The organism is Cytobacillus sp. FSL R7-0680 (assembly GCF_038009245.1).
GTDB classification, from domain to species: Bacteria; Bacillota; Bacilli; order Bacillales; family Cytobacillaceae; genus Cytobacillus; species Cytobacillus kochii.
The window spans coordinates 3,034,438-3,054,926 of record NZ_JBBPAO010000001.1 but is presented as its reverse complement, the minus strand read 5'-3'; the positions used below and the strand labels follow the sequence as shown (position 1 = coordinate 3,054,926).

Annotated in this window: 21 protein-coding genes; 12 read left to right on the top strand and 9 right to left on the bottom strand. The window is 38.9% G+C overall.

All coding sequences use genetic code 11. The features are described from left to right. Positions 1-11: 11 nt before the first annotated feature. From MKY26_RS15275 to MKY26_RS15250, 6 genes are all read left to right on the top strand, one after another. Positions 12-341, top strand: a complete 330-nt coding sequence (locus MKY26_RS15275; RefSeq protein WP_341098041.1) for a (2Fe-2S)-binding protein — start codon at positions 12-14, stop codon at positions 339-341. Continuing rightward, positions 341-1,414: an NAD(P)/FAD-dependent oxidoreductase gene (locus MKY26_RS15270; protein WP_322909773.1), complete on the top strand. Its 1,074-nt coding sequence runs from the start codon at positions 341-343 to the stop codon at positions 1,412-1,414. Before MKY26_RS15275 ends, MKY26_RS15270 begins: the two co-directional genes overlap by 1 nt. 966 nt (positions 1,415-2,380) lie before the next feature. After that, positions 2,381-3,397 (top strand): LytTR family transcriptional regulator DNA-binding domain-containing protein, encoded by a 1,017-nt coding sequence (locus MKY26_RS15265; RefSeq protein ID WP_341098039.1) that lies wholly within the window; start codon positions 2,381-2,383, stop codon positions 3,395-3,397. A gap of 14 nt (positions 3,398-3,411) precedes the next feature. Beyond that, positions 3,412-4,137, top strand: coding sequence for a hypothetical protein (locus MKY26_RS15260; RefSeq protein WP_341098037.1), 726 nt, complete (start codon positions 3,412-3,414; stop codon positions 4,135-4,137). A gap of 103 nt (positions 4,138-4,240) precedes the next feature. Next, positions 4,241-4,732: a small multi-drug export protein gene (locus MKY26_RS15255; RefSeq protein WP_095371689.1), complete on the top strand. Its 492-nt coding sequence runs from the start codon at positions 4,241-4,243 to the stop codon at positions 4,730-4,732. 110 nt (positions 4,733-4,842) lie between these two features. Further along, entirely contained in the window at positions 4,843-5,031 is a 189-nt protein-coding gene (locus MKY26_RS15250) for a DUF6440 family protein (protein ID WP_095371690.1), read from the top strand. 48 nt (positions 5,032-5,079) lie between these two features. On the opposite strand, the gene MKY26_RS15245 is transcribed toward MKY26_RS15250, so the two are convergent. From MKY26_RS15245 to MKY26_RS15230, 4 genes are all read right to left on the bottom strand, one after another. Continuing rightward, the gene (locus tag MKY26_RS15245; protein ID WP_095371691.1) at positions 5,080-5,394 is read right to left on the bottom strand and encodes an AtuA-related protein; all 315 of its coding nucleotides are present in this window, start codon (positions 5,392-5,394) and stop codon (positions 5,080-5,082) included. 4 nt (positions 5,395-5,398) lie between these two features. Beyond that, the gene (locus tag MKY26_RS15240) at positions 5,399-6,715 is read right to left on the bottom strand and encodes an acyclic terpene utilization AtuA family protein (protein ID WP_445293128.1); all 1,317 of its coding nucleotides are present in this window, start codon (positions 6,713-6,715) and stop codon (positions 5,399-5,401) included. A gap of 16 nt (positions 6,716-6,731) precedes the next feature. After that, a complete protein-coding gene (locus tag MKY26_RS15235) occupies positions 6,732-8,024 on the bottom strand; it encodes a CitMHS family transporter (protein WP_341098036.1) in 1,293 nt (430 codons plus the stop codon). Between the two features lie 220 nt (positions 8,025-8,244). Continuing rightward, positions 8,245-9,600, bottom strand: a complete 1,356-nt coding sequence (locus MKY26_RS15230; RefSeq protein WP_322909770.1) for a sigma-54 interaction domain-containing protein — start codon at positions 9,598-9,600, stop codon at positions 8,245-8,247. 288 nt (positions 9,601-9,888) lie between these two features. On the opposite strand from MKY26_RS15230, the gene MKY26_RS15225 reads away from it, so the two are divergent. Next, entirely contained in the window at positions 9,889-10,338 is a 450-nt protein-coding gene (locus MKY26_RS15225) for a GNAT family N-acetyltransferase (protein ID WP_095371695.1), read from the top strand. 142 nt (positions 10,339-10,480) lie between these two features. Here the strand turns inward: MKY26_RS15225 and MKY26_RS15220 are convergent, their stop codons facing one another. From MKY26_RS15220 to MKY26_RS15205, 4 genes are all read right to left on the bottom strand, one after another. After that, positions 10,481-10,876: a 5-carboxymethyl-2-hydroxymuconate Delta-isomerase gene (locus MKY26_RS15220; RefSeq protein WP_322909769.1), complete on the bottom strand. Its 396-nt coding sequence runs from the start codon at positions 10,874-10,876 to the stop codon at positions 10,481-10,483. A gap of 13 nt (positions 10,877-10,889) precedes the next feature. Continuing rightward, a complete protein-coding gene (locus MKY26_RS15215; RefSeq protein WP_251162244.1) occupies positions 10,890-11,642 on the bottom strand; it encodes a fumarylacetoacetate hydrolase family protein in 753 nt (250 codons plus the stop codon). Then, positions 11,639-12,430, bottom strand: a complete 792-nt coding sequence (locus MKY26_RS15210; RefSeq protein ID WP_445293127.1) for a fumarylacetoacetate hydrolase family protein — start codon at positions 12,428-12,430, stop codon at positions 11,639-11,641. The genes MKY26_RS15215 and MKY26_RS15210 overlap by 4 nt, the downstream gene beginning before the upstream one ends. A gap of 298 nt (positions 12,431-12,728) precedes the next feature. Further along, entirely contained in the window at positions 12,729-13,616 is an 888-nt protein-coding gene (locus MKY26_RS15205; protein WP_341057945.1) for a LysR family transcriptional regulator, read from the bottom strand. Between the two features lie 156 nt (positions 13,617-13,772). On the opposite strand from MKY26_RS15205, the gene hpaI reads away from it, so the two are divergent. The 5 genes from hpaI (at position 13,773) to MKY26_RS15180 (ending at position 19,399) form a co-directional block, all read left to right on the top strand. Further along, positions 13,773-14,702, top strand: coding sequence for a 2,4-dihydroxyhept-2-ene-1,7-dioic acid aldolase (gene hpaI / locus MKY26_RS15200; RefSeq protein WP_341098035.1), 930 nt, complete (start codon positions 13,773-13,775; stop codon positions 14,700-14,702). Between the two features lie 27 nt (positions 14,703-14,729). After that, positions 14,730-16,250 (top strand): 5-carboxymethyl-2-hydroxymuconate semialdehyde dehydrogenase, encoded by a 1,521-nt coding sequence (gene hpaE, locus MKY26_RS15195; RefSeq protein ID WP_340976668.1) that lies wholly within the window; start codon positions 14,730-14,732, stop codon positions 16,248-16,250. A gap of 12 nt (positions 16,251-16,262) precedes the next feature. Continuing rightward, entirely contained in the window at positions 16,263-17,735 is a 1,473-nt protein-coding gene (gene hpaB, locus MKY26_RS15190; RefSeq protein WP_341098034.1) for a 4-hydroxyphenylacetate 3-monooxygenase, oxygenase component, read from the top strand. Positions 17,736-17,748: 13 nt separating this feature from the next. After that, positions 17,749-18,738 (top strand): 3,4-dihydroxyphenylacetate 2,3-dioxygenase, encoded by a 990-nt coding sequence (gene hpaD, locus MKY26_RS15185; protein WP_341098032.1) that lies wholly within the window; start codon positions 17,749-17,751, stop codon positions 18,736-18,738. A 127-nt stretch (positions 18,739-18,865) separates the two neighbouring features. Then, positions 18,866-19,399 (top strand): hypothetical protein, encoded by a 534-nt coding sequence (locus MKY26_RS15180; RefSeq protein WP_341098030.1) that lies wholly within the window; start codon positions 18,866-18,868, stop codon positions 19,397-19,399. A gap of 604 nt (positions 19,400-20,003) precedes the next feature. Here the strand turns inward: MKY26_RS15180 and MKY26_RS15175 are convergent. Continuing rightward, the gene (locus MKY26_RS15175) at positions 20,004-20,345 is read right to left on the bottom strand and encodes a nuclease-related domain-containing protein (protein ID WP_341098028.1); all 342 of its coding nucleotides are present in this window, start codon (positions 20,343-20,345) and stop codon (positions 20,004-20,006) included. Positions 20,346-20,489 lie beyond the last annotated feature (144 nt).

The window sequence follows — 20,489 nt, the reverse complement described above, 5'->3', positions numbered from 1 at the left end:
AAGGGGATTGAATGGATAAGTCAGTAATTGTCTGCAGATGTGAAGAAATAAGCTATGAAGAAATAGAAGAAGTAATCAATCAGGGCGGAAGAACATTCGATGATATTAAAAGAATATCTCGTTGCGGAATGGGTGCATGTCAGTCAAAAATATGCAGTAAATTAGTAGCTGAAGTGATACACAAGCAAACAGGGTTGTCCATGGAACAAATTTATCCACCTCGTTTTCGGATGCCAATTTCGCCTGTCAGTTTGGAGGCATTAGCGACAGATAGCCAACAGTTTTCTACAGTCAAGTCTGTACTTGATGAAATAGAGCTGACAGATGGGAAGGTGAAGTGATGAACACTCAATTCGATACAATTGTGATAGGTGGAGGAGTCGTGGGTAGCGGGATTGCCTATCATCTTTCAGAAAGAAGCCAAGAAAGTATATTAGTCATTGATCGAAAATACCCTTTAGCAGGTACTTCTGGCTCTACTCAGGCATGGGTATGGGTGCATAATAAAACACCTTCATGGTATGCAGAATTGAATTATTATAGTGCTGAGTTATATCCTTATCTATCGAAAAAAATTGGTGATGTCGAATATAAACGAACAGGCGGACTATCACCATTTTTTCATGAAAAGGATAGAGTGAAGGCAATGAAACTAGCAGAAGCATATAAAGAAATTGGCATAGATATTAAAGTATTATCAAAAGAAGAGGTATTGGAAAAAGAGCCATTCATGAATCCGGATGTCGAAGGAGCCACCTATAGCTCCATAGATGGAAATGTAAATCCTTTTCGACTCATAGATATGTATATGAGAGCAGCTAAAAGAAAAGGAGTGCAATACTCAACGTATAACCCTGTTCATGACCTTCAGAAAATCAATGGTGGGTTTATCGTAGCAACAACGAAGGACACTTATCGATGTAAAAGGCTTATTCTAGCTGGGGGAACATGGTCCAGAGAATTGGGGAAAATGATTGATGTTCATATTCCAATGAATCAAGTAAGGGGACAAATTTTAGTTTCCGAACCGCTTAAACCTTTTCTGAATCATACAGTGAGCGGTCTTAGACAAGCAAATAATGGTGAGGTTTTGATGGGGTATTCCATGGAAAATAAAGGATTTGATCGCTCCACCACACTTAATGTAATGCAAGAAACAGCCAATATGGCCATCCGTTATGTGCCAGCCATTAAAAAAGCAAAAATTGTTCGTGCTTTCTCTGGCATACGTGCCATGCCGGAAGATGGATTTCCTATCATTGGTGCCGTTCCTAATATAGAGAACCTATATGTAGCAGCTACCCACAGTGGTGTAACCCTATCACCGCTTATAGGCACATTAATTACGGAGTTAATAATTGATAAGGAAACTTCAATTCCGATTGAGAGGTATGGGATTAGTCGGTTTGACTGAAGAGAAGAAACGGAACAACAACGGTTACTTTTGTCGCAATCAAAGTTGTGATTACCATATTTTTCCTGATTCCCTAAGGCGTTTTTTCTTTTTGCACATGATGTGTGAAATATATTTAATTTCTTGCTTCTTATCTTACGGAAAATAATTGTTTCTAGTCGAATGCTTATCTTATTTCCCGGAAAATGATTGGAAATGGAGAATTTTGTTGAAGAGAGGAGGGAAACTCTCAAAGTAGCTTTGAAGGAGTTTATGAGTACGCGACTAAATAGGGGGGTGTGATTGAGGTAGTCGCGCATATCGCAATATTCCTCTTAAAATATAATGAAACAATTCTTAATCATTGGATTTTCTTACGTAATATTTCCCCGGGGAAGGCTGTGAGAAAAGTAACCACGTTTCTCTAGCTAATCCATAGCCACTATCAGGTTCTAATTGTAGGGAGTCAGCGTTCGCGAAGCTGAGACCTGGGAACAATTAACGGTTATTTTTAAATATTGTTTATTTCCTTAATCAAATGTGGTGAGATAGTAAATCAATCTTGCCACATGGTATTTCAAAATGTCCCTTTTCTCTCTTGATCGTTATAATATTAGCAATCTTCTGTACCCCATTTTTATTCTTTCCCGGAAGGAGTCAAAATTTCCCTACTTCTCCAATCATATTATGGTGAATTTTCGGCTGAATGATCGCGTACTCCCCTTTAGACGACCAGTATGTCTCACAGCTTTCATCAAGATGAAAAAACAGTTCATTCCTTATAATTTCCTTCAATACAATAAAGTATCAGTTTTTATACACCGGGATAAAATGAATGACCACTCGTTGAGGCGTAAATAATAAAAGGATGAGTTTAACCAAGATTTGCTCCCTTTTCGTTTGCTTTTTCCTCTTTTTCGTTCATTATGAAGGTACCACTTCTAGAAATCCGTCATAATAAATAGGTTCAGAAGGAGAAGAGTGTATATGTCATTAATTTTTGAAGGTTTTGGGAAGGTGGCTGGCAATACAGTTGTCTTGCCTTCTATACAATTGACCATTGAAAAAAAAGATGTGGTTGCGATTCAAGCAGACATGGAGTATATGCATGCATTTTTATCCTTAATGGAGGAAGATAGAAGTTATATGACAAATGAAATCCGTCTCACAGACAGTGTTCTCCGTGGGGCAGAGGATTTATTCTTTTACCGGACGAATATGGGCGAATATAAACGTTTAACCCCCGAGCAAACGATTCGTTTTTGGTGTGACTTGTATGGTGTAAGAGTAGATATAGAGAGGATTTTAGCGCTTGCTGAATTAAATGAAGTCCGTAATAAGAAAAACAAAGGACTAACATTCTCAGAGAAAAAACGATTACAATTTGCACGCAGTTTGATTCAACCTACGACCATTTATATTTTTCAAGAACCTACTTATCACATTGATCTCCAATCGAAGCAGGTATTGAATCGTATTCTTAATGAATTGTTGAAAAAGGATAGTTTCATTATTATTCTTACATCCTCTTTAGAAGAGAGCATTCGTATAGGGACAAAAGTATTCCGATTGACAGATAGAGGACTACAGCGGCTTGAATATAAAGAGGAAGCTGAAGAAGAAGTTGAGGAAAAGGAAGCTAGTGGCACAGAGGACGAAACGATTTACCAACAAAGATTCGAGAAAATATCAGCTAAATCAGACGATAAATTTATTCTATTTGATCCATTAGAGATTGATTTTGTGGAAACGCGAGATAGACAAACCATTCTCCATGTGAATAATGAAGAGTTTATATCAACTGTTTCAATGAAGGACATTGAAACGAGATTACATATTTACGGTTTTTTTCGCTGTCATCGCTCCTACTTAGTTAATTTGCAGCGTGTTAGGGAAGTTGTGGTATGGAGTAAGAATAGTTATAGCCTCACATTGGAAAATGAAAAGACGGTTCCTTTATCCAAATCACGATATGGGGAGTTAAAAGAACTGTTGAACTGGTAAAAGGGGTGATTCGCATGAATGTACAGCAAATTAAGGTTTTAATGATAAGGGAACTAAAAGATTTGCGCTTTAATGGGCAAGTATTATTACTCTTTTTCACTGCCTTCGCAATGATTTTTTTTATTTATGTATTAAATAATTTGACCATCACCTTTTCAAATGAACAGATTACCTTTTTCAAAGGCATGACTTCATTACTTAGTTTTATTAGTATATTGGTGACAATGTATACACAAGGGAACTTAATGGTTGAAGAAAAAGAGCAGGGGACAGGCATATTATATCGTTTGATGAAGATAAGGCGAATAAATATTTTCTTAGCTAAATCCATCGTTACCTATAGTATGTCTTATCTTTTGTTCACTATTGGTATGATTATTTATGGCTATAGTTTAGCGCAAATACTGATGGCCAGTATATTTACCATCCCAATTTTCAGTATGTGGCTTTTAATAGGGACTGCTATCGCTGAATATGCAAAAAATACAATCGATGTAAGTTTATATGGATGGCCAATTATGATTGTTTATTTCTTAATAGAAGGATTTGTTTATTCTTCGCTCCTGAATAAGTTAACGATTCTTTTTCCCAATTATCATATCGAACGTGGTCTTACTCTGATTGAAAATGATGACTTTACCTCTGGATTGAAGTTTATGATTGTGCCATTCATTTGGGGTGGCATTGCTTTGCTATTCCTCATAAAGAAAAGGGAAAAAAAGGTCTCCATTGAGGCATAAATCGTCTCCACTCGGAATGAATTTCCCTCCTTTCGTGCAGAAGTTGCTGATATAGAAGGGATTATCCTTCATACTAAAAGTAGGCAAACATGAGAGGGGAGAAATGATGCAAGACATACAAGAATTCTATTTGAATTTAATGCCGGCACTAGAAGATAATTTATTTCTACAGTTACTAAGTATTTTTGTTTTATCGCTCATCCCATTTTTTGAATCATACGGTGCCATTCCATTTGGGTTTCTTTTAGGATTTCCTGGAATCCCTGTTATTTTAGTAGCGATACTAGGGAACTGGGTTTCAGTCATGGCTTTTATCTGGGTGATCAATGCGCTGAGGTCAAAATTGATGAAAGGAAAGAAAAAGGAGAAAGAACCAAGTAAACGCATGATGAAAGCAAAGAAATATTTTGAAAAATATGGTGTACCTGGCGTTTCTTTAGCAGGTCTTCTATGGGGATTTCATATTTCGGCAGCAATCGGCTTAGCAGGAGGAGCAAAGAAAAGCTATGTCAGTTTATGGGCAACCATTGCTATCATAGCACAGGCACTTGTTATTGGAATTTTAATCATGTCTGGTATAAATTTGTTCTCCTAAAATGAAATACTTCCACTTACTATTACAAATACTTTTATCAGTATGCTTTGTATTATGGTCAATCATCTTACTAAATACGATGATAATGAATTTTTGTAAGGAGTGTTGATGTGTTTAAAAAAAGAGAGACCCGTTTTGTAGAAATATTGAAAGAAAGTTACTCATCAGGGCTGCTTTCTATCCTCGTTGATCGTGAAACCGGGGTCCATTATGTTCATACATGGGCAAGTACAGGCGGAAGTGGACTTACACCGTTGTTAGATGAAAACGGGAAGGTTGTTGTAAAGAAACCAGAGTAATCTCTTATGCGAAAAAGAGTTAGAAACAGTCGTTTCTAACTCTTTCATTTAAATATTTATTTCCATTTCTAATAGGGCACTACTGATGCTTTTTCCGTGAGCATCCCATGCGATGGAAGTCGTCACACCACCGAGAAGAGCATTTGTGCAAACGAAATTAAAAGCATGTAAGTTGGGGAGGTCATATCTGATTACTTCGCCCTTGATGATTGCTTGTAAATGGTCTTTCACTTTCTCACTTGTCACCTGTTCGGCGATAGAAGCGTAATCTTTTTCGTTATAGGGGATGAGGGAGAAGTTCAGTGTATCCCCTTTATCCCCTGTTCGACTATGTGCAATGTGCAATAATTTAACTGTTGCCATCTTATCACTCCATTATTTCAGTATGAATTGTAATTGCTGAGCGATCAATAAAGGTAGAAACGATTCCTATCACTTCTTCTGTTTTTTTTCGTGCCCCGCCCCCTCCAGCAGGTCCGTTTGTATAGAGTGCTTCAACTTCATGTCCAATCATTTTGGCTGTCTGCTCTTCTTTACATAAAGCGGCAGCTCTCACAGTGACTTCGTAAGGTGTTGTGTGAGTATAAGTTGTATGATGAAGAGCCGTTAAGCCGATTAGGTCTGTTCGTAATTGAGGTACATTGGCACGTAATCTCTCGTTTATCACCCATTCTGCCAGTTTGGCGCGATTGACGGCAGTTGATCCGGCATAAGAAATCATACCTTCTCCAAGGTAACCTGCATGGTAACCGATAGATACTTTCAGTGTATCTGGTTTTCTTTTACCTGTAGCTCCCCAAACAAGCACTTCGTTTGGTTTTATTTCTTCCATTTGTGTTGTACTAAAATTCGCAATACAATCAGGGGTATAGTACTGACTTGGGTCATGCACCTCATAAAGTAATTGCTCTTTTACTGTTTGAGTATTGACGACACCACCACTATTAGGGAGTTTTGTAATTATCGCCTTGCCATCTTCAGCTACGATGGCGAAGGGGAATCCAAGATCTGCTAGGTTATTTACTTCTTTCAGGCCAGGGTCAGCAAAATATCCACCTGTCACTTGCCCTGCACATTCAAGTAAATGTCCAATTAAAGTCCCTTGCCCCATCAAGTCAAAGTCATTTTGATTCCATTGAAAGTGATGGACGAGTGGCGCTAAAAAAAGCGAAGGGTCAGCCACTCTACCTGTAATAATCACATCTACATCTGCTTCTAAAGCAGGTAAGATCGCTTCAATGCCAAGGTAGGCATTAGCCGAAACAATGGGTTCAAATGTCATTAAATTTTCTCCATTTTCTGTTTCGAATTGATGAAAGTTTAAATCGTTTAAGACATCGTCGCCTGAAACCGCTGCAACTTTACATGTAAGGTTTAAATCTCGAGCCATTTGTAAAATAGTTTTTGCTGCGGCAATTGGATTAGCCGCCCCCATATTTGTGATAAGTTTGACTCTATTTTTTAAAAGAGAAGGGAGTAGTGGGCGAACTCTGTCTTCGAGATATTCGTTATACCCTTTGTTGGCATCCTTCTGTTTCTGTTTTTGAGATAGCGCAATGGTTCGCTCTGCTAATCCTTCTAATACTAGGTAGTCAAGTTGTGCATTTTCTATTAAAGAGATGGCAGGATCAATACGGTCACCCGCAAATCCTGCTCCTGATCCAATTCGAAGCAAGTTGAACACTCCTTTTTATATATAATTAGATGGCAATTGCACCGGTAATAAGAGCAACAATTGTCATTACAATGGTTGTGCCAAAAGCCCAGATGAAAATAAATCGTTGATGATCAGCTAACTCTACTCTGGCTAATCCTAGTAGCAAAAAGGTAGCGGCAGTTAATGGACTGAGAGGGAATCCAGTTGTCATCTGCCCTAATATAGCTGCACGACCAATATTTTCAGCGGCTACCCCGTAGTTGGCGGCTGTTTCACTCAGAACTGGCAAAACACCGAAATAATAAGCATCTGGTGTAAAGACGAGGCTGAGAGGCATGCTTGTAACCGCAACTATTAGGCCCATAAAGGAACCCGTGCTCTCAGGAATAATAGATACAAGTGTATTGGCCATTGCTTCAATCATGCCTGTGCCTGAAAGAACACCAGTGAAGATACCTGCTGCAAAAATAATTGAAACTACTGTAACCATCCCTGTAGCCTGTTCGGTAATTCGTTCTTGCTGTTCTTTTGGGTTCGGATAATTTATAACTAATGCAAGGGCGAAGGCGACCATGAAAACAACTGGGAGAGGGAGCCATACCTTTACTAATGCAACAATGGTTAAAATAGTAAGAAGTAAGTTGAGCCAAAGAAGTTTAGGTCTTCTTGCCTTTTTTTCCTCTTCACTTAATTCCTGATTAAAATCATATTGAAAGTTCTGAATACCGATGCGATTCCTTTCCTTCTTACCAAAGTAATAACTAACAAATAGCACCCAAATAAGCCCAGCGATCATAGCGGGAATCAGGGGATTGAATAATGTTGCCGTATCTATACCAAGTGCGCTTGATGCGCGTGCAGTTGGACCACCCCATGGAACGATATTCATTGTCCCAGCACTAAGGGCCACCACACCTGCGAGCACAAGTCGGCTCATTCCTAAACGTTCGTATAAAGGAAGTAAAGCAGGAATCGTGATAAGGAATGTAGAAGCACCCGAGCCATCTAAATGTGTGACCATTCCAATAATGGCTGTACCGATGACAATTTTTAACGGATCCCCTTTTACAAGCTTTAATATTCTAGAAATAATGGGATCGAAAAGGCCTGCTTTACTCATGAGACCAAAGAAAAGAATGGCAAAAGCAAGCATAATCCCTGTTGGTGCAACTGAAGTGACCCCTTCAAGAATCATCGCGCCGAGACTGTTCAAGTCAGTTGTGAAAAGCCCAAAGAAAACGGGGACTAATATTAAAGCGACAATTACAGACACTTTTTTCGATAAAATTAAATAAAGAAAAATTGCGATGGTTAAGAACCCCATGATGGATAACAAATAAAAACCTCCTTAACTGTATTAAGCGCTTACATTTCGTTATGCATGATTTATGCCAAAAAATAAGCCTTGATAGGAAAGGGATTTTTTAAAATGATAAATTGTCATTTCTAAAGAATTAGAAACATGAAGGTCTAAGAAGTCCTTCTATACAGGTGATGGCTTAGTTTCTAGAAAATTAGAAATGAGATGATGATTTCTAATTCCTTAGAAAGCAGGCTTAAATATGATATTTAGTTAATTTGTTATATAAGGAAGCAAGTGATATACCTAAGATTTTTGCCGCTTTCTTTTTTCCTTTCACTGTCGTTCCTGTTTGATTAAGTACACTTTGTATGGCTGTTCTCTCTGTGTCATTTAGTATCTTTTCTAGTGGCTGGAGCGTTATTGATTGTTGTTGAGTTGCATTAAACGCTTTCTTTATTGTGTCAGGTAGATGTTCCTGGCGAATGACTTGATGATCACACATACTAATGGCGTATTGAATCGCGTTCTTCAGTTCTCTGATATTCCCTGGCCAATGGTAGTGTTGGAGGATAAATATGGTTTCTGGATCAAAAGTAATGTCTGCTTCATTTTTTAATAAAAAGGCGATGATTTCTGTAATATCATTTCTTCTTTCCCTAAGAGGAGGTATGGTTAAATGAACCGTATTAATTCGATAAAAAAGATCTTCACGGAATCGTTCTTTTTCTACCATGCTTTGTAATTCTTTATTCGTTGCTGCAATTACTCGAACATCAACCGTTTGTTCCTCGAGACCACCAATTTTTCTAAAAGAGCCCTCTTGTAAGACCCGCAAAAGCTTGGCCTGAAGCTCAAATGACATATCACCGATTTCATCGAGAAATAGCGTGCCGTGATTGGCAAGCTCAAATAACCCAATCTTTCCGTCGCGGTTAGAGTCAGTAAAAGCTCCCTCCTCATAGCCAAAAAGCTCGCTTTCTAATAAGGAGCTTGGGATAGCAGCGCAATTAACTGGAACAAAGGGTGCTACACGTCTTTTACTTTCATTATGGATGGCCTGTGCGAAAAGCTCTTTGCCAGTACCAGATTCACCGGATAATAAAATATTCATATCTGTTTGTGCGGTTCTTTTGGCTTGTTCTATCGTCTGCTTTAATTGCACATCACTACCGATAATATTTGCAAAGGTGTATTTTGCCTGATGAATTCTACCAACGGCTCTCTCAAGCATAGTGACTCGTTTACGACTTTTTTTCAGCTCTTTATTTAACCGATAAACTTCAGGAATACTTTTACAAACAGAAACGGCACCAATGATTTTCCCTTGATCCCAAATGGGAGCCATATCAACAACATATTCCATTGTCATTTCTTTTCGGAATACACCTTCTCGTGCCAAGCCGTCTTTTAAAACAGTGGGCAGAAGTGCTCCTGGTCGTACCTCTTGTAATAGCTTTCCTACTATCTGTTCTGCACTGACACCTGTAATATGTGTATACTCCTCATTTATTAATTGCACCACACCAACGTGATCGATTACCAGAATCCCATCATGAATGGCCTCAATAATCCCTTCAAGCCAGCCAATCTTATTATTTTGTAATTGCATAATTCTCAACTCCTTAAAAAATACGGAATATTTAAATTATATGGCAATTGAAGAGTTTGTACTACCTACGAATCCAGTTGTTTAAAACACCATAGTAAATTCCCTGAGAATGAGATGAAGTGATATTTGCAGACTTAAAATAGCAACCTGTAAATGAGGGTACTATTTGAATAGTGATGGGGATGTCAGGTGAGAAAATACAAAGGTTTGTGATACTTATGGTAAGATTTCAACATACGGAAGTAAATTTTAAAAATTAGATTTAAGTGTTGGAGGATTAATTTATACATGAGTAAACTGCATTTTAAAGATATAGATGTTACAAATGAATACAACGTTAGAAATATAAAATTAAAGTCTGGACAAGAAAAGTTCATTGAAACCGTAGATGAATGTTTAAATGAAGCGAATGCCCATCGAGAGTGGCATCCAGTAGCTATATATTTGGATGAAGAAATGATCGGATTTGCTATGTACGGTTCTTTTGGTCCTAATAAAGAGACTTGGATTGATAGAATAATGATCGATGAAAACTATCAAGGCAAAGGCTATGGGAAAACTGCGATGAAGAAACTTATTGATATCGTGTCAAAAGAATATGGGGTAAACGTGATATATTTAAGTATCATTGATGAAAATAAAACGGCCTATCGCTTATACGAAAGTATTGGGTTCGAATGTATGAATGAAAGGGACCCTAATAATGGGGAACTCTTATTTAAGTACACAATTAAATGAGAGTAAATAAAATCTAAACCCTTTGCTTTAAATGTAGAACAACTTATTAAAGACACCAAAAAGCTATGAAATCCAAGCTTTTTGGTGTACTAAATATTTTGTTGTTTTAATTGATATTTTTTCTTTGTCCTCATAATAATGCCTATCTCGGTTGCTGTTTAAACCGACCATGAATATTATTCCACTTATACGTACCAGCTTCGCTAAATTCATACAGTTCCATTGATAAAGCAAAATAGCGTTGATTATATAGTTCCTTGAAGTGATCCTTCATCATAGTAAAGAGTTCGTCACATACAGATGCCTTTACCTGCTCACTTCGTCCGGAGCCGATTTTGAGTGTTGCATGAACGAAGGCATCGTCTGCCTGACCATCTGCAATATAATAGTCTTCTAGTTCAATGGCCCTTGAACGGATCCCACCTATTGGAAAAGTAGGCGATTTACTGATGAGGATTTTGTTCGCTTTCTCTAATAAGGCGGGAATATGTGCAGCGCTTTTGATGTTGCTCGTATATTCAATAATGAAATGTGGCATGAAAATCCTCCTTTCACTGATAGACAGGTTCGCTTATAATGGTGTTCTTGAGTCGGCCGATGCCTTCGATTTCAGTGATGACCGTGTCGCCCACTTTCGTATCGACTGAACCTTTTGGTGTCCCAGTGAGAATGATATCGTTTTTATTGAGTGTCATGAAACTGCTTAAATAGGCGATGAGCTTTGGAATACTAAAAATCATATCTTTCGTTGTTCCTTCTTGGACGACACTGTCATTTACATAGGTGCGTAAAGTGAGATTCATTGGATTTTTTATCTCATCTGCACTGACAAACCAGGGGCCGATGGGTGTCAATGTATCACGATTTTTCACACGTAGGTTCGGGCGATAGTAGTTTTCCAAATAATCGCGGATGGCGTAATCATTGGCCACAGTATATCCAGCGACATAGTTATAAGCATCCTTTTCTTGAATATTTTTACCAGATTGACCAATGACAACTGCTAATTCACATTCATAATGCATATAGGTAACATCGGCAGGGCGGAAAGTTTCCCCGTTATGGCCGATAAGTGTATTAGGTCCTTTTAAAAAAACGAGGGGCTCTTTCGGTGCGTTAAAAGAAAGCTCTGCCGCATGATCGGCGTAGTTGAGTCCTAATGCAAAAATCGTTTGTGGCACAATTGGAGGGAGCCAAACAACATCATCCTCTGAAACGATGGCGCCCGTATCTAATTGTAGCTTACCGTACCATTCTATTGCCTCATGGATATTCCCTTTATAGGCGACACGTGCGGTTTTCATATCGTATTCTCCTTTACTTGTTGTTTTGTGATAACAACTTGGTTTTCAAGTGAGCCGATGCCAGCAATCGTTATTCTGACAATATCCCCATTACGAGCAAGTGGCGGGCTTTCTGGTACACCGACTAGTAATGTATCGCCTTCAAATAAGGTCATAAAGGAAGTAACCTCTGCGATCAGCTCAGCGACGGGGCGGATTAAGTTTCTAGTTGTTTGCTGTTGCTTTAACTCTCCGTTGATATGGACGGTAATGTCTAAGTCGTCAGGATTCGCCACCTCTTTTTGATCAACAATCCATGGACCGATTGGGCAGAATCCATCTTGCGCTTTTTCTTTGATGGCAGGACGGTAAACACTGCTATGTGGAATACTGACATCATTAGCAATTGTGTAGCCCAAAATGTAATTTTGTACTTCATCTTTTGGTACTTTGCTTGCTTTTTTACCGATGACTACTGCAAGGGCAGCGCCTATTTGTAAGGTATCTTCTTCTTTTGGCATAGGAATGCTCGCTTGATGGTAATTGATTGTATTGACTGGTTTGATATAAAGAATGGGTGCTTTCGGTGGTTGTTGGTAAGGGCATTCATAAACAGCTGAACCAATTGCTTCTAACTCACCTTTGTAATTAAGTAATGTTCCGTAAATCGTTCCAGATACTGGAGGATGGACGACAAGCTGTTCAATTGGGGTTGTCTCTTCTCCTCGGGTTATTAGTTGTTTAGTAGAATCGACATAAACCTCTTGTAAAAAGAATTGTCCATTATATCTCATCATTGCTTTCATCAATGTGATCAACACTCCTTTAACAAAATAATGATTAAATCATAATTTATTATTTTAAATATTTCAAATAATGTAAAATAAATTGCATCCTTTTCTACAAAATATCCTAATGGGCCAAGTGGAATCACCCATTACGGTAAAATCTATCCTTTTTTATATTTGAAATCTCTGAAATTTGTCTTTTGATTACTTCAAATCTAGTGGTAAGAGAGGGAATCGAGTCAGACATACAAAAAAACATAATATACCAAACTTCACTTTAGAAGGTGTTCTCTTCTAATTGCTGTTAGAAAATATTCAATCAAACGTTTGTTTGAAAGGTCTCTATCATCCGACGGGCACTTTTGGAGAGGTAACGATTTTTCAACCAAATAATGGCCGATTCCGATTGGATGGTTGCATCTTCTAGCTCTATGACAATCGCTTTATCTGCATAATAGGATTGCAATGTAGATTTAGGTACTATTGTTGCACCAACCCCAGCAGTAACAAGAGATAAAAGCATAGAGGCATCAGGGCACTCCAAAATCACTTTCGGTTCGAAGCCGTGACGTCGGCATTCATTTGTGACGATTTCGAATTGACCTTTGCCATTGATGCGATGGAGTAAGAGTAATGGGAAGTTTTTGATATCTATCATTTTGATGGAGGTCTTGTTGTGGATATGTTGTTGCCATGATTCTGGAATGACAAGTACGTAAGGTTCTGTCGGAAAGCGAATCATCTCAATATCATCCATCTCTAGTGGAAGGCGAGTGACAGCTAGTTCGATTTCGCGATTTTTCAACAGCTCGCCAATGTAGTAAGTATCGCCTTCTCTTAACTGAAAAGTAACGAGAGGGTATTTTTCACGAAACGCCCGTAGGCGGTCTGGTAAAAAGGCGAAACATGATTTGCTCGCACCAATTGAAAGCTTTCCTTTCACTCCTTCATTTGTTTCTTTGACTTCGTTTTTAGCTTCATCTAACTCAGATAATATTTGCAAGGCACGATCATAAAGGACGCTACCTGATTTGGTCAGTTCCATCTTCCTACCAATGCGATCGAATAATTTAACGTCGAGTTCTTCTTCTAGTTGTTTTAGTTGGTGGCTAAGTGGGGGTTGTGCCATATGTAACTTCTTTGCTGCGCGTGTGATTTGTCCTTCCTGAACAATTGTACAAAAGTATTGCAGCTGCTTTATGTCCATATTGTCCCTCCTTGAAACGATACTTTTTTTATATCCAAAACAAACAAAAACAATATTTTTTATATAATCTAACACATGTTAAACTGCAAATGAAAGAGCTTACAATAAAAATATTCAAAAATTTCAGAAATAACTTTAAAGAAGGAGTGTTTGTAAATGACGAAGTTTGCTGAAGTAAAACAAAGATTAAGAGGTTCGATCGCACCGATTATTACACCATTTCATGAAGATGAATCGATAGACTTTGAATCATTTAAAAAGCTCATCCATTGGCATATTGAAAGCGGAAGTCATGGTATTTCTGTTACAGGAACAACTGGAGAACCAAGTTCATTAACAATCGATGAACGATTGAAAGTGATGGAAGTGGCGAAAGAAACAATTAACGGAAGAGTACCATTTGTACCAGGTACAGGCTCAACAAACCATCAGGAAACATTGTACTTAACGAAAAGAGCAGCGGAGATGGGTGCAGATGCTGCCCTTATCATCGTTCCTTATTATAATAAACCTTCGCAACATGCGCTATATAAGCACTTTAAACTTGTCGCTGAATCTGTACCAGATCTCCCCCTCATCGTTTATAACATCCCAGGTCGAACAGGCACAAATATGCATGTGGAAACACTTGCGAAGTTAAGTAAAGATTGTCCAAATATTATTGGTGTAAAAGAATCGAATAAGGACTTCGAACATGTGAATCGTGTACTTCTGAATTGCGGTCGTGACTTCTTACTTTATTCAGGAATTGAACTGTTATGTTATCCGATGCTGGCCATTGGTGGCGCAGGACATATTAGCGCAACAGCAAATATTGTCCCAGATAAGGTGGCAGCGATTTATGATGCATGGAAAGCTGGCGATGTAGAACGATCGCAAAACTTGCATTACGAACTCATGCAGTTGAATGATGTTTTGTTCAAAGATACGAATCCTGCACCATTAAAAGCAGCACTTGGTCAAATGGGCAAAATTAAGCCGGTACTTAGACTGCCGATGGATTTACCTACGCAGAGCTTGCAAGATGAAATTGCAGAAGTCTTAAAACATTATGTGGACCTTCCTGGCGGTGTCGTGCAGAAGTAAAGTGATTTAAACAAGGAGTGAAACAATATGACTAATCATGTGACTGAGACGAATCAATCAAAGCAAAATTTTGCAGTTGAGGATGTATCCTTATTTATCAATGGTGAATTTGTTGATAGTGTTTCAAAGAAAACATTTGCCAATCTAAGTCCCTTTACAAATGAAACAATTAATCTTGTAGCTGAAGGCGATAAGGAAGATATTAATGTTGCAGTTGAGAGTGCGAAGACAGCTTTCGAGACAATTTGGAAAACGATGAAAATCTCAGAGCGGATGGTTTATATTAACCGCATCGCTGACCTTATTGATGAAGAAGCGGAAGAGATTGCGAGATTAGAAGCGATTGATACAGGGTTACCAATCAGTCAAACGAAAAAACAAGCGGCACGTGCAGCGATGAACTTCCGATTTTACGCGAAAATGGTTGAATCGACCTTGCATGGTGAAGCTTATCAAGTGGACGATGAATTTATCAATTACACAATCTATAAACCGCTTGGGGTGGTGGGGTTAATTACTCCGTGGAATGCGCCGTTTATGTTAGAAACATGGAAGGTGGCCCCTGCTTTAGCGACAGGGAATACGGTCGTCCTTAAACCTGCGGAGCTATCTCCTTTAACGGCAAATAAACTGGCTGAAGTGATACAAAAAGCAGGTTTGCCGAAAGGGGTATTCAATATTGTCCATGGTTTCGGGGAAACGGCCGGAGATGCACTTGTTCGTCATCCTGATGTGGAAGCGATTTCATTTACGGGTGAAACAACGACTGGTTCGACCATTATTAAAAATGCTGCCGATACGTTGAAGAAAACCTCAATGGAATTAGGCGGGAAATCACCGTTGATTGTTTTTGAGGATGCCGATTTAGATCGCGCCCTTGATGCAGCTGTTTGGGGGATATTCTCCTTTAACGGTGAACGCTGTACATCGAACTCCCGCGTGTTTTTGCACAAAAATATTAAAGAAAAGTTCGTTGCAGCACTTAAAGAGCGGGTGAAGAATATCGTCGTTGGTGATCCCATGGATAAGGCCACTGAACTTGGCCCGCTGATTGAAACAGCCCATTATAATAAAGTGAAAAAATATATTGAAATCGCGGGAGAAGAAGGCTGTGACGTTTTCCAAGGGGATGTGCCAGCAGCATTCTCTGCCGGTAATTATGTTCCACCAACTTTATTATTAAACGCGACGAATGATATGAAAGTTTGCCAGGAAGAAATCTTCGGACCAGTGATGGCTGTGATTGAATTTGAAACAGAAGAAGAGGTCATCAAAGTGGCAAACGACGTGAAATATGGCTTAGCTGGCTTCGTTTGGACGAATGATATTAAGCGTGGTCATCGTGTGGCCCAAGCTGTAGAGGCAGGCATGATTTGGATAAATTCGCAAAACACACGGGATTTACGAATTCCGTTTGGTGGAACGAAGGCGAGTGGTATCGGACGAGAAGGTGGACATTATGCCATTTTCGAATTTTACACAGAACCTAAGGTCATTCATGTCGCCATCAGTGATCACCATATTCCACAATTCGGTAAGAAAAAATAAGGAGGGGAATAGATGGGGGCAAAGAATGGAAAGCAATATATCGAGCGACTAAAAAAGGCGAGCAATAATATTTATTTGCACGGCGAAAGAGTGCAAGATGTAACAACACATCCCGGTTTAAAAGGTGTCGTGAAATCAATGGCGAACCTATACGATTTGCAGTTTGAAAAACCGGGAAAAATGCTTTACACGTCACCAACAACAGGTGAACAAGTAGGAATGACTTGGTTGCAACCAAAAACGATTGAAGATGTAATAAAAAGACGAGAAGCCATTCAAGAGTGGGCCCTTACATCAGGCGGTATGATGGGGCGCTCCCCCGATTACTTGAATGCAGAAGTGATGGCCATGGGTGTATCAAATGAATTATTTGCTGAAGCAGATCCGATGTTCGCAGAAAACGCACGTAAGTATTACGAATTTGCTAGGGAAAATGATATTAGTTTGACACATACATTGATTCATCCACAAGTGAACAGGGCTAAGGCACAACATGAACAGAAGAATGCCAATGTCGCCCTCCATTTAGTGAAGAAAACAGATGAAGGGATATATGTGGATGGTATCCGTTTATTAGCAACGCAAGGCGGTATCACTGATGAAATTCTTGTATTTCCATCGACTGTGAAAAAAGCAGGTGAATTGGATGATCCGTATTCTTTAGCGTTCGCCATTCCGAATAATACCCCAGGATTGAAGTTTATTAGTAGGGAATCATTCGATTATGGGAGAAATGGTTATGACCATCCACTTAGCTCCCGTTTTGAAGAAGGAGATGCGATTGTTTCATTTGAAAATGTATTTGTTCCGTGGGAGCGTGTATTTGTGTGCGGGAATTCATCAATTTGTAACCGCACCTTCCGCGAAACAAATGCGGTCGTGCATATGTCGCACCAAGTCGTTTCAAAAAATATCATTAAAACAGAATTTTTACTTGGAGTAGCTTTGTCGATGATGGATGCCATTGGTATTGATAGTTTCCAACATGTGAAAGACAAAGGAACAGAAATCATGTTGGCACTTGAAACGATGAAATCTCATATGTACCGTGCTGAACATAATGCAAAGCTCGATAAGTGGGGGACCATGACACCTGATTACGAGGCACTCGATGCTGCACGTAACTGGTACCCAAGAGTTTATCCTCGTCTCATAGAAATTCTGCGTGTACTAGGTGCATCAGGATTAATGGGAATTCCAACACAAGCTGATTTTCAAAATGAAGAAATTGGTAATATTATTCACCGTGGATTACAAGGGAAGAATCTAGAAGGTTACGAGAGAGTTCAACTATTTAGGTTGGCTTGGGATATCACGATGAGTGCATTTGGCAGTAGGCAAATGCATTATGAATACTACTTCTTCGGCGATCCTATCCGTATGGGGATGACCTACTTTGATCATTATCAAGCGAAGGATGAGCTAAAGGCCAGAGTACAAGACTTTTTAGGCAAAGCGTCCAATTCAAAGTTTTTAAACGTTTAAGGGGGAGCGCGTGATGAGTGTAGATTTTGATATTATTCGCACGGCTAGAGCGATTATACATGTGACCGATTTAGAACGATCACGTGATTTTTATATCAAAGGGCTTGGTTTAGTAGAAACCGAATCGGATGAAAATACGATTTATTTAAGAGGCTTAGAGGAACATGTTCATCATAGTCTAGTGTTGAAGAAAGCAGACGCACCACATGTTGAAGTCACAAGCTATAAAGTAAGGTCAGATGCTGATTTAGATGCATTGGCAGCTATGTTTGAAAAGCACGGTATGAAGACAAAGTGGTTAGAAGAGGGGAGCCAGCATGCCATTGGCAGGGCTTTACGGGTACAAGATGTCTCAGGAATCCCGTTAGAATTTTTTGCGAAAATGGATACAGTTGAGCGCCTATTACAACGCTACGATTTATATCAAGGCGCAAAGGCCCAACGGATTGACCATTTCAATAATATGGTCTCTGATGTGGAAGCCGCTTATGATTTTTATACAAAAGAACTCGGTTTCTCTTGTTCAGAATACACGGCAACTGAAGAGGATAAAATCTGGGCAGCCTGGATTCATCGAAAACCATCCGTCCATGATGTCGCCTTTATGAATGGGGAAGGCCCTCGTGTACATCACGTCGCCTATTGGCTCAGTGATCCGATGAGCCTAATTCATGGTTGTGATGTGCTAGCAGCACTAGGTTATGCAGAAAATATTGAACGTGGCCCAGCAAGACACGGCTTATCCAATGCCTTTTTCCTTTATTTAAGAGACCCAGATGGCCACCGTATCGAGCTATACAATGGCGATTATTTAACGAGCGACCCCGACTTCAAACCAATCCGTTGGGAGCTCAACGACAAGCGCCGCCAAACATTCTGGGGTGCAGCGGCACCGGACTGTTGGTTTAATGAAGCATCAACCGTTCTAGATGTACACACTGGCAAACCACTTGAAACTGTGGCAGGGAAATTGAAGCAGGCTAAACCGATATTTATTGTGTAATGGGAGAGAGGGAGTGAGTCTTCATTGGAAGCACTCCCTCTATTTCTAGTAAGAAAGCTAATTTTTTTGAAAATAGAATGACTGCGAGTCGTTTCATCTAAAAAAGGAATAGTCGCGACTGATCTGGATGGGAAAGAAAAGTAGAGGAAAAGAGAGAGTCGCGACTAATCTCGTTGGGAAGGAAAAGATAAGTAGGGTAAAGGGAAGAATCGCGACTAATCTAGTTGTGAAGGAAAAGATAAGTAGGGTAAAAGAAAGAATCGCGACTAATCTGGATGAGAAAGAAAAGATAAGTAGGGAAAAAGGAAGAATCGCGACTAATCTCGTTGTGAAAGAAAAGATAAGTAGGGAAAAGAGTAGAATCGCGACTAATCTGGTTGAGAAAGAAAAGATAATTAGTGGAAAGGGTGAAATCGCGCCTAATCTGTTAGGAAAAGAAAAGATAAGTAGGGAAAAAGGAGAAATCGCGCCTAATCTGGTTGAGAAAGAAAAGATAAGTAGGGCAAAGGGAGAAATCGCGCCTAATCTCGTTGAGAAAGAAAAGATAAGCCGGGAAAAAAAGGTAGAGCCACGACTTTTCTTTCTTCGGTCATTAGTTATGGCTTTGCCCCAAATCGTCAAAAAAGTGTTTAGTCTCTTGTTTAATCAAGGAATTTCATGACCTGAGGTACGGTTAAAAATAGCTATTTATGAGTTCGTAATAGGTTGCTCGGCCATTTCCGAATCTTTTAGAGTTTTTCTGCAAAATTCTATGAATAATGGCAGTGCTTACTTGCTTCCCAATCCAATCGTATATATCTAATGTTTTAATTTTCCTTTCAGGAAATAGGATTGAATAGTCTTTAATATTGTTTAAGATGATGTCATTTACGAATCCTGAATGGGAGCATTTCTTGCATAAAAAAGTTTTTTTACTCACTCGCTCCATCCTCCCACAACACTTATTACAAAACACACCCTTCGCTAATTCTTCATAATGATATTCTGGTTTAACAAGCATGTTTAGTTTGTTTTTGTGGTTGTTTAATAATGTCTCGATGATTTTAGTGTGAAGTAATGTTGGAGAGATAGTTTGTTTTTTTAATGAGTCAAGGTATGGAGGAATTTGTCCAGGAAAAATGATACTTTCATTTGGTTTTGCACCATATAAAATAAATTTGGGATTAACGAATATGAGTTGGTATTCAAAGGGAATGGGGAGCTGGTACCTCTTAAGAAACTGGTGAATGAGTGGTTCATTCGTTTGATTTGGATGAGTGGACTTTTCATTTCTTTTTTGAAGGACTAAGCCATTGGTCACCAACCAGTGTATAATTTCCACTGAAATTTTTAATTTCGAAAATAACTATTTTATTCTGCAGAATACAAAGAGCATCCAATTGAATAATGGATTGGTTAATCTCTAAATTGAGATCATAAAGAATGGGAATGTCATCTGGCAGTTCGCTTAAGAGGGTTGTCCAACGTATTTCACCATCTGCTCCTTTTTCATTGCTTGTAGGTGTTGAAGGTGGTCTGACGATAATTCCTTTCGAGCATGGAGTGCAAGAAGAAAACGGAATTGTTGGGGAGGGTATAGAGGTTTCATAATGGGCAATCAAAATCATCCTTTCCTACTTTTTCTTATATTATAAAGGAGAAAGTTCGCCATGTTAACTATTACATTAGAGCATGTGAAAGATTCTTAAGTGTGTTACATAATTAAAGTTTTGTAACCAAATAGAGTTTGGACAAACTTTTGAGAAAATAAA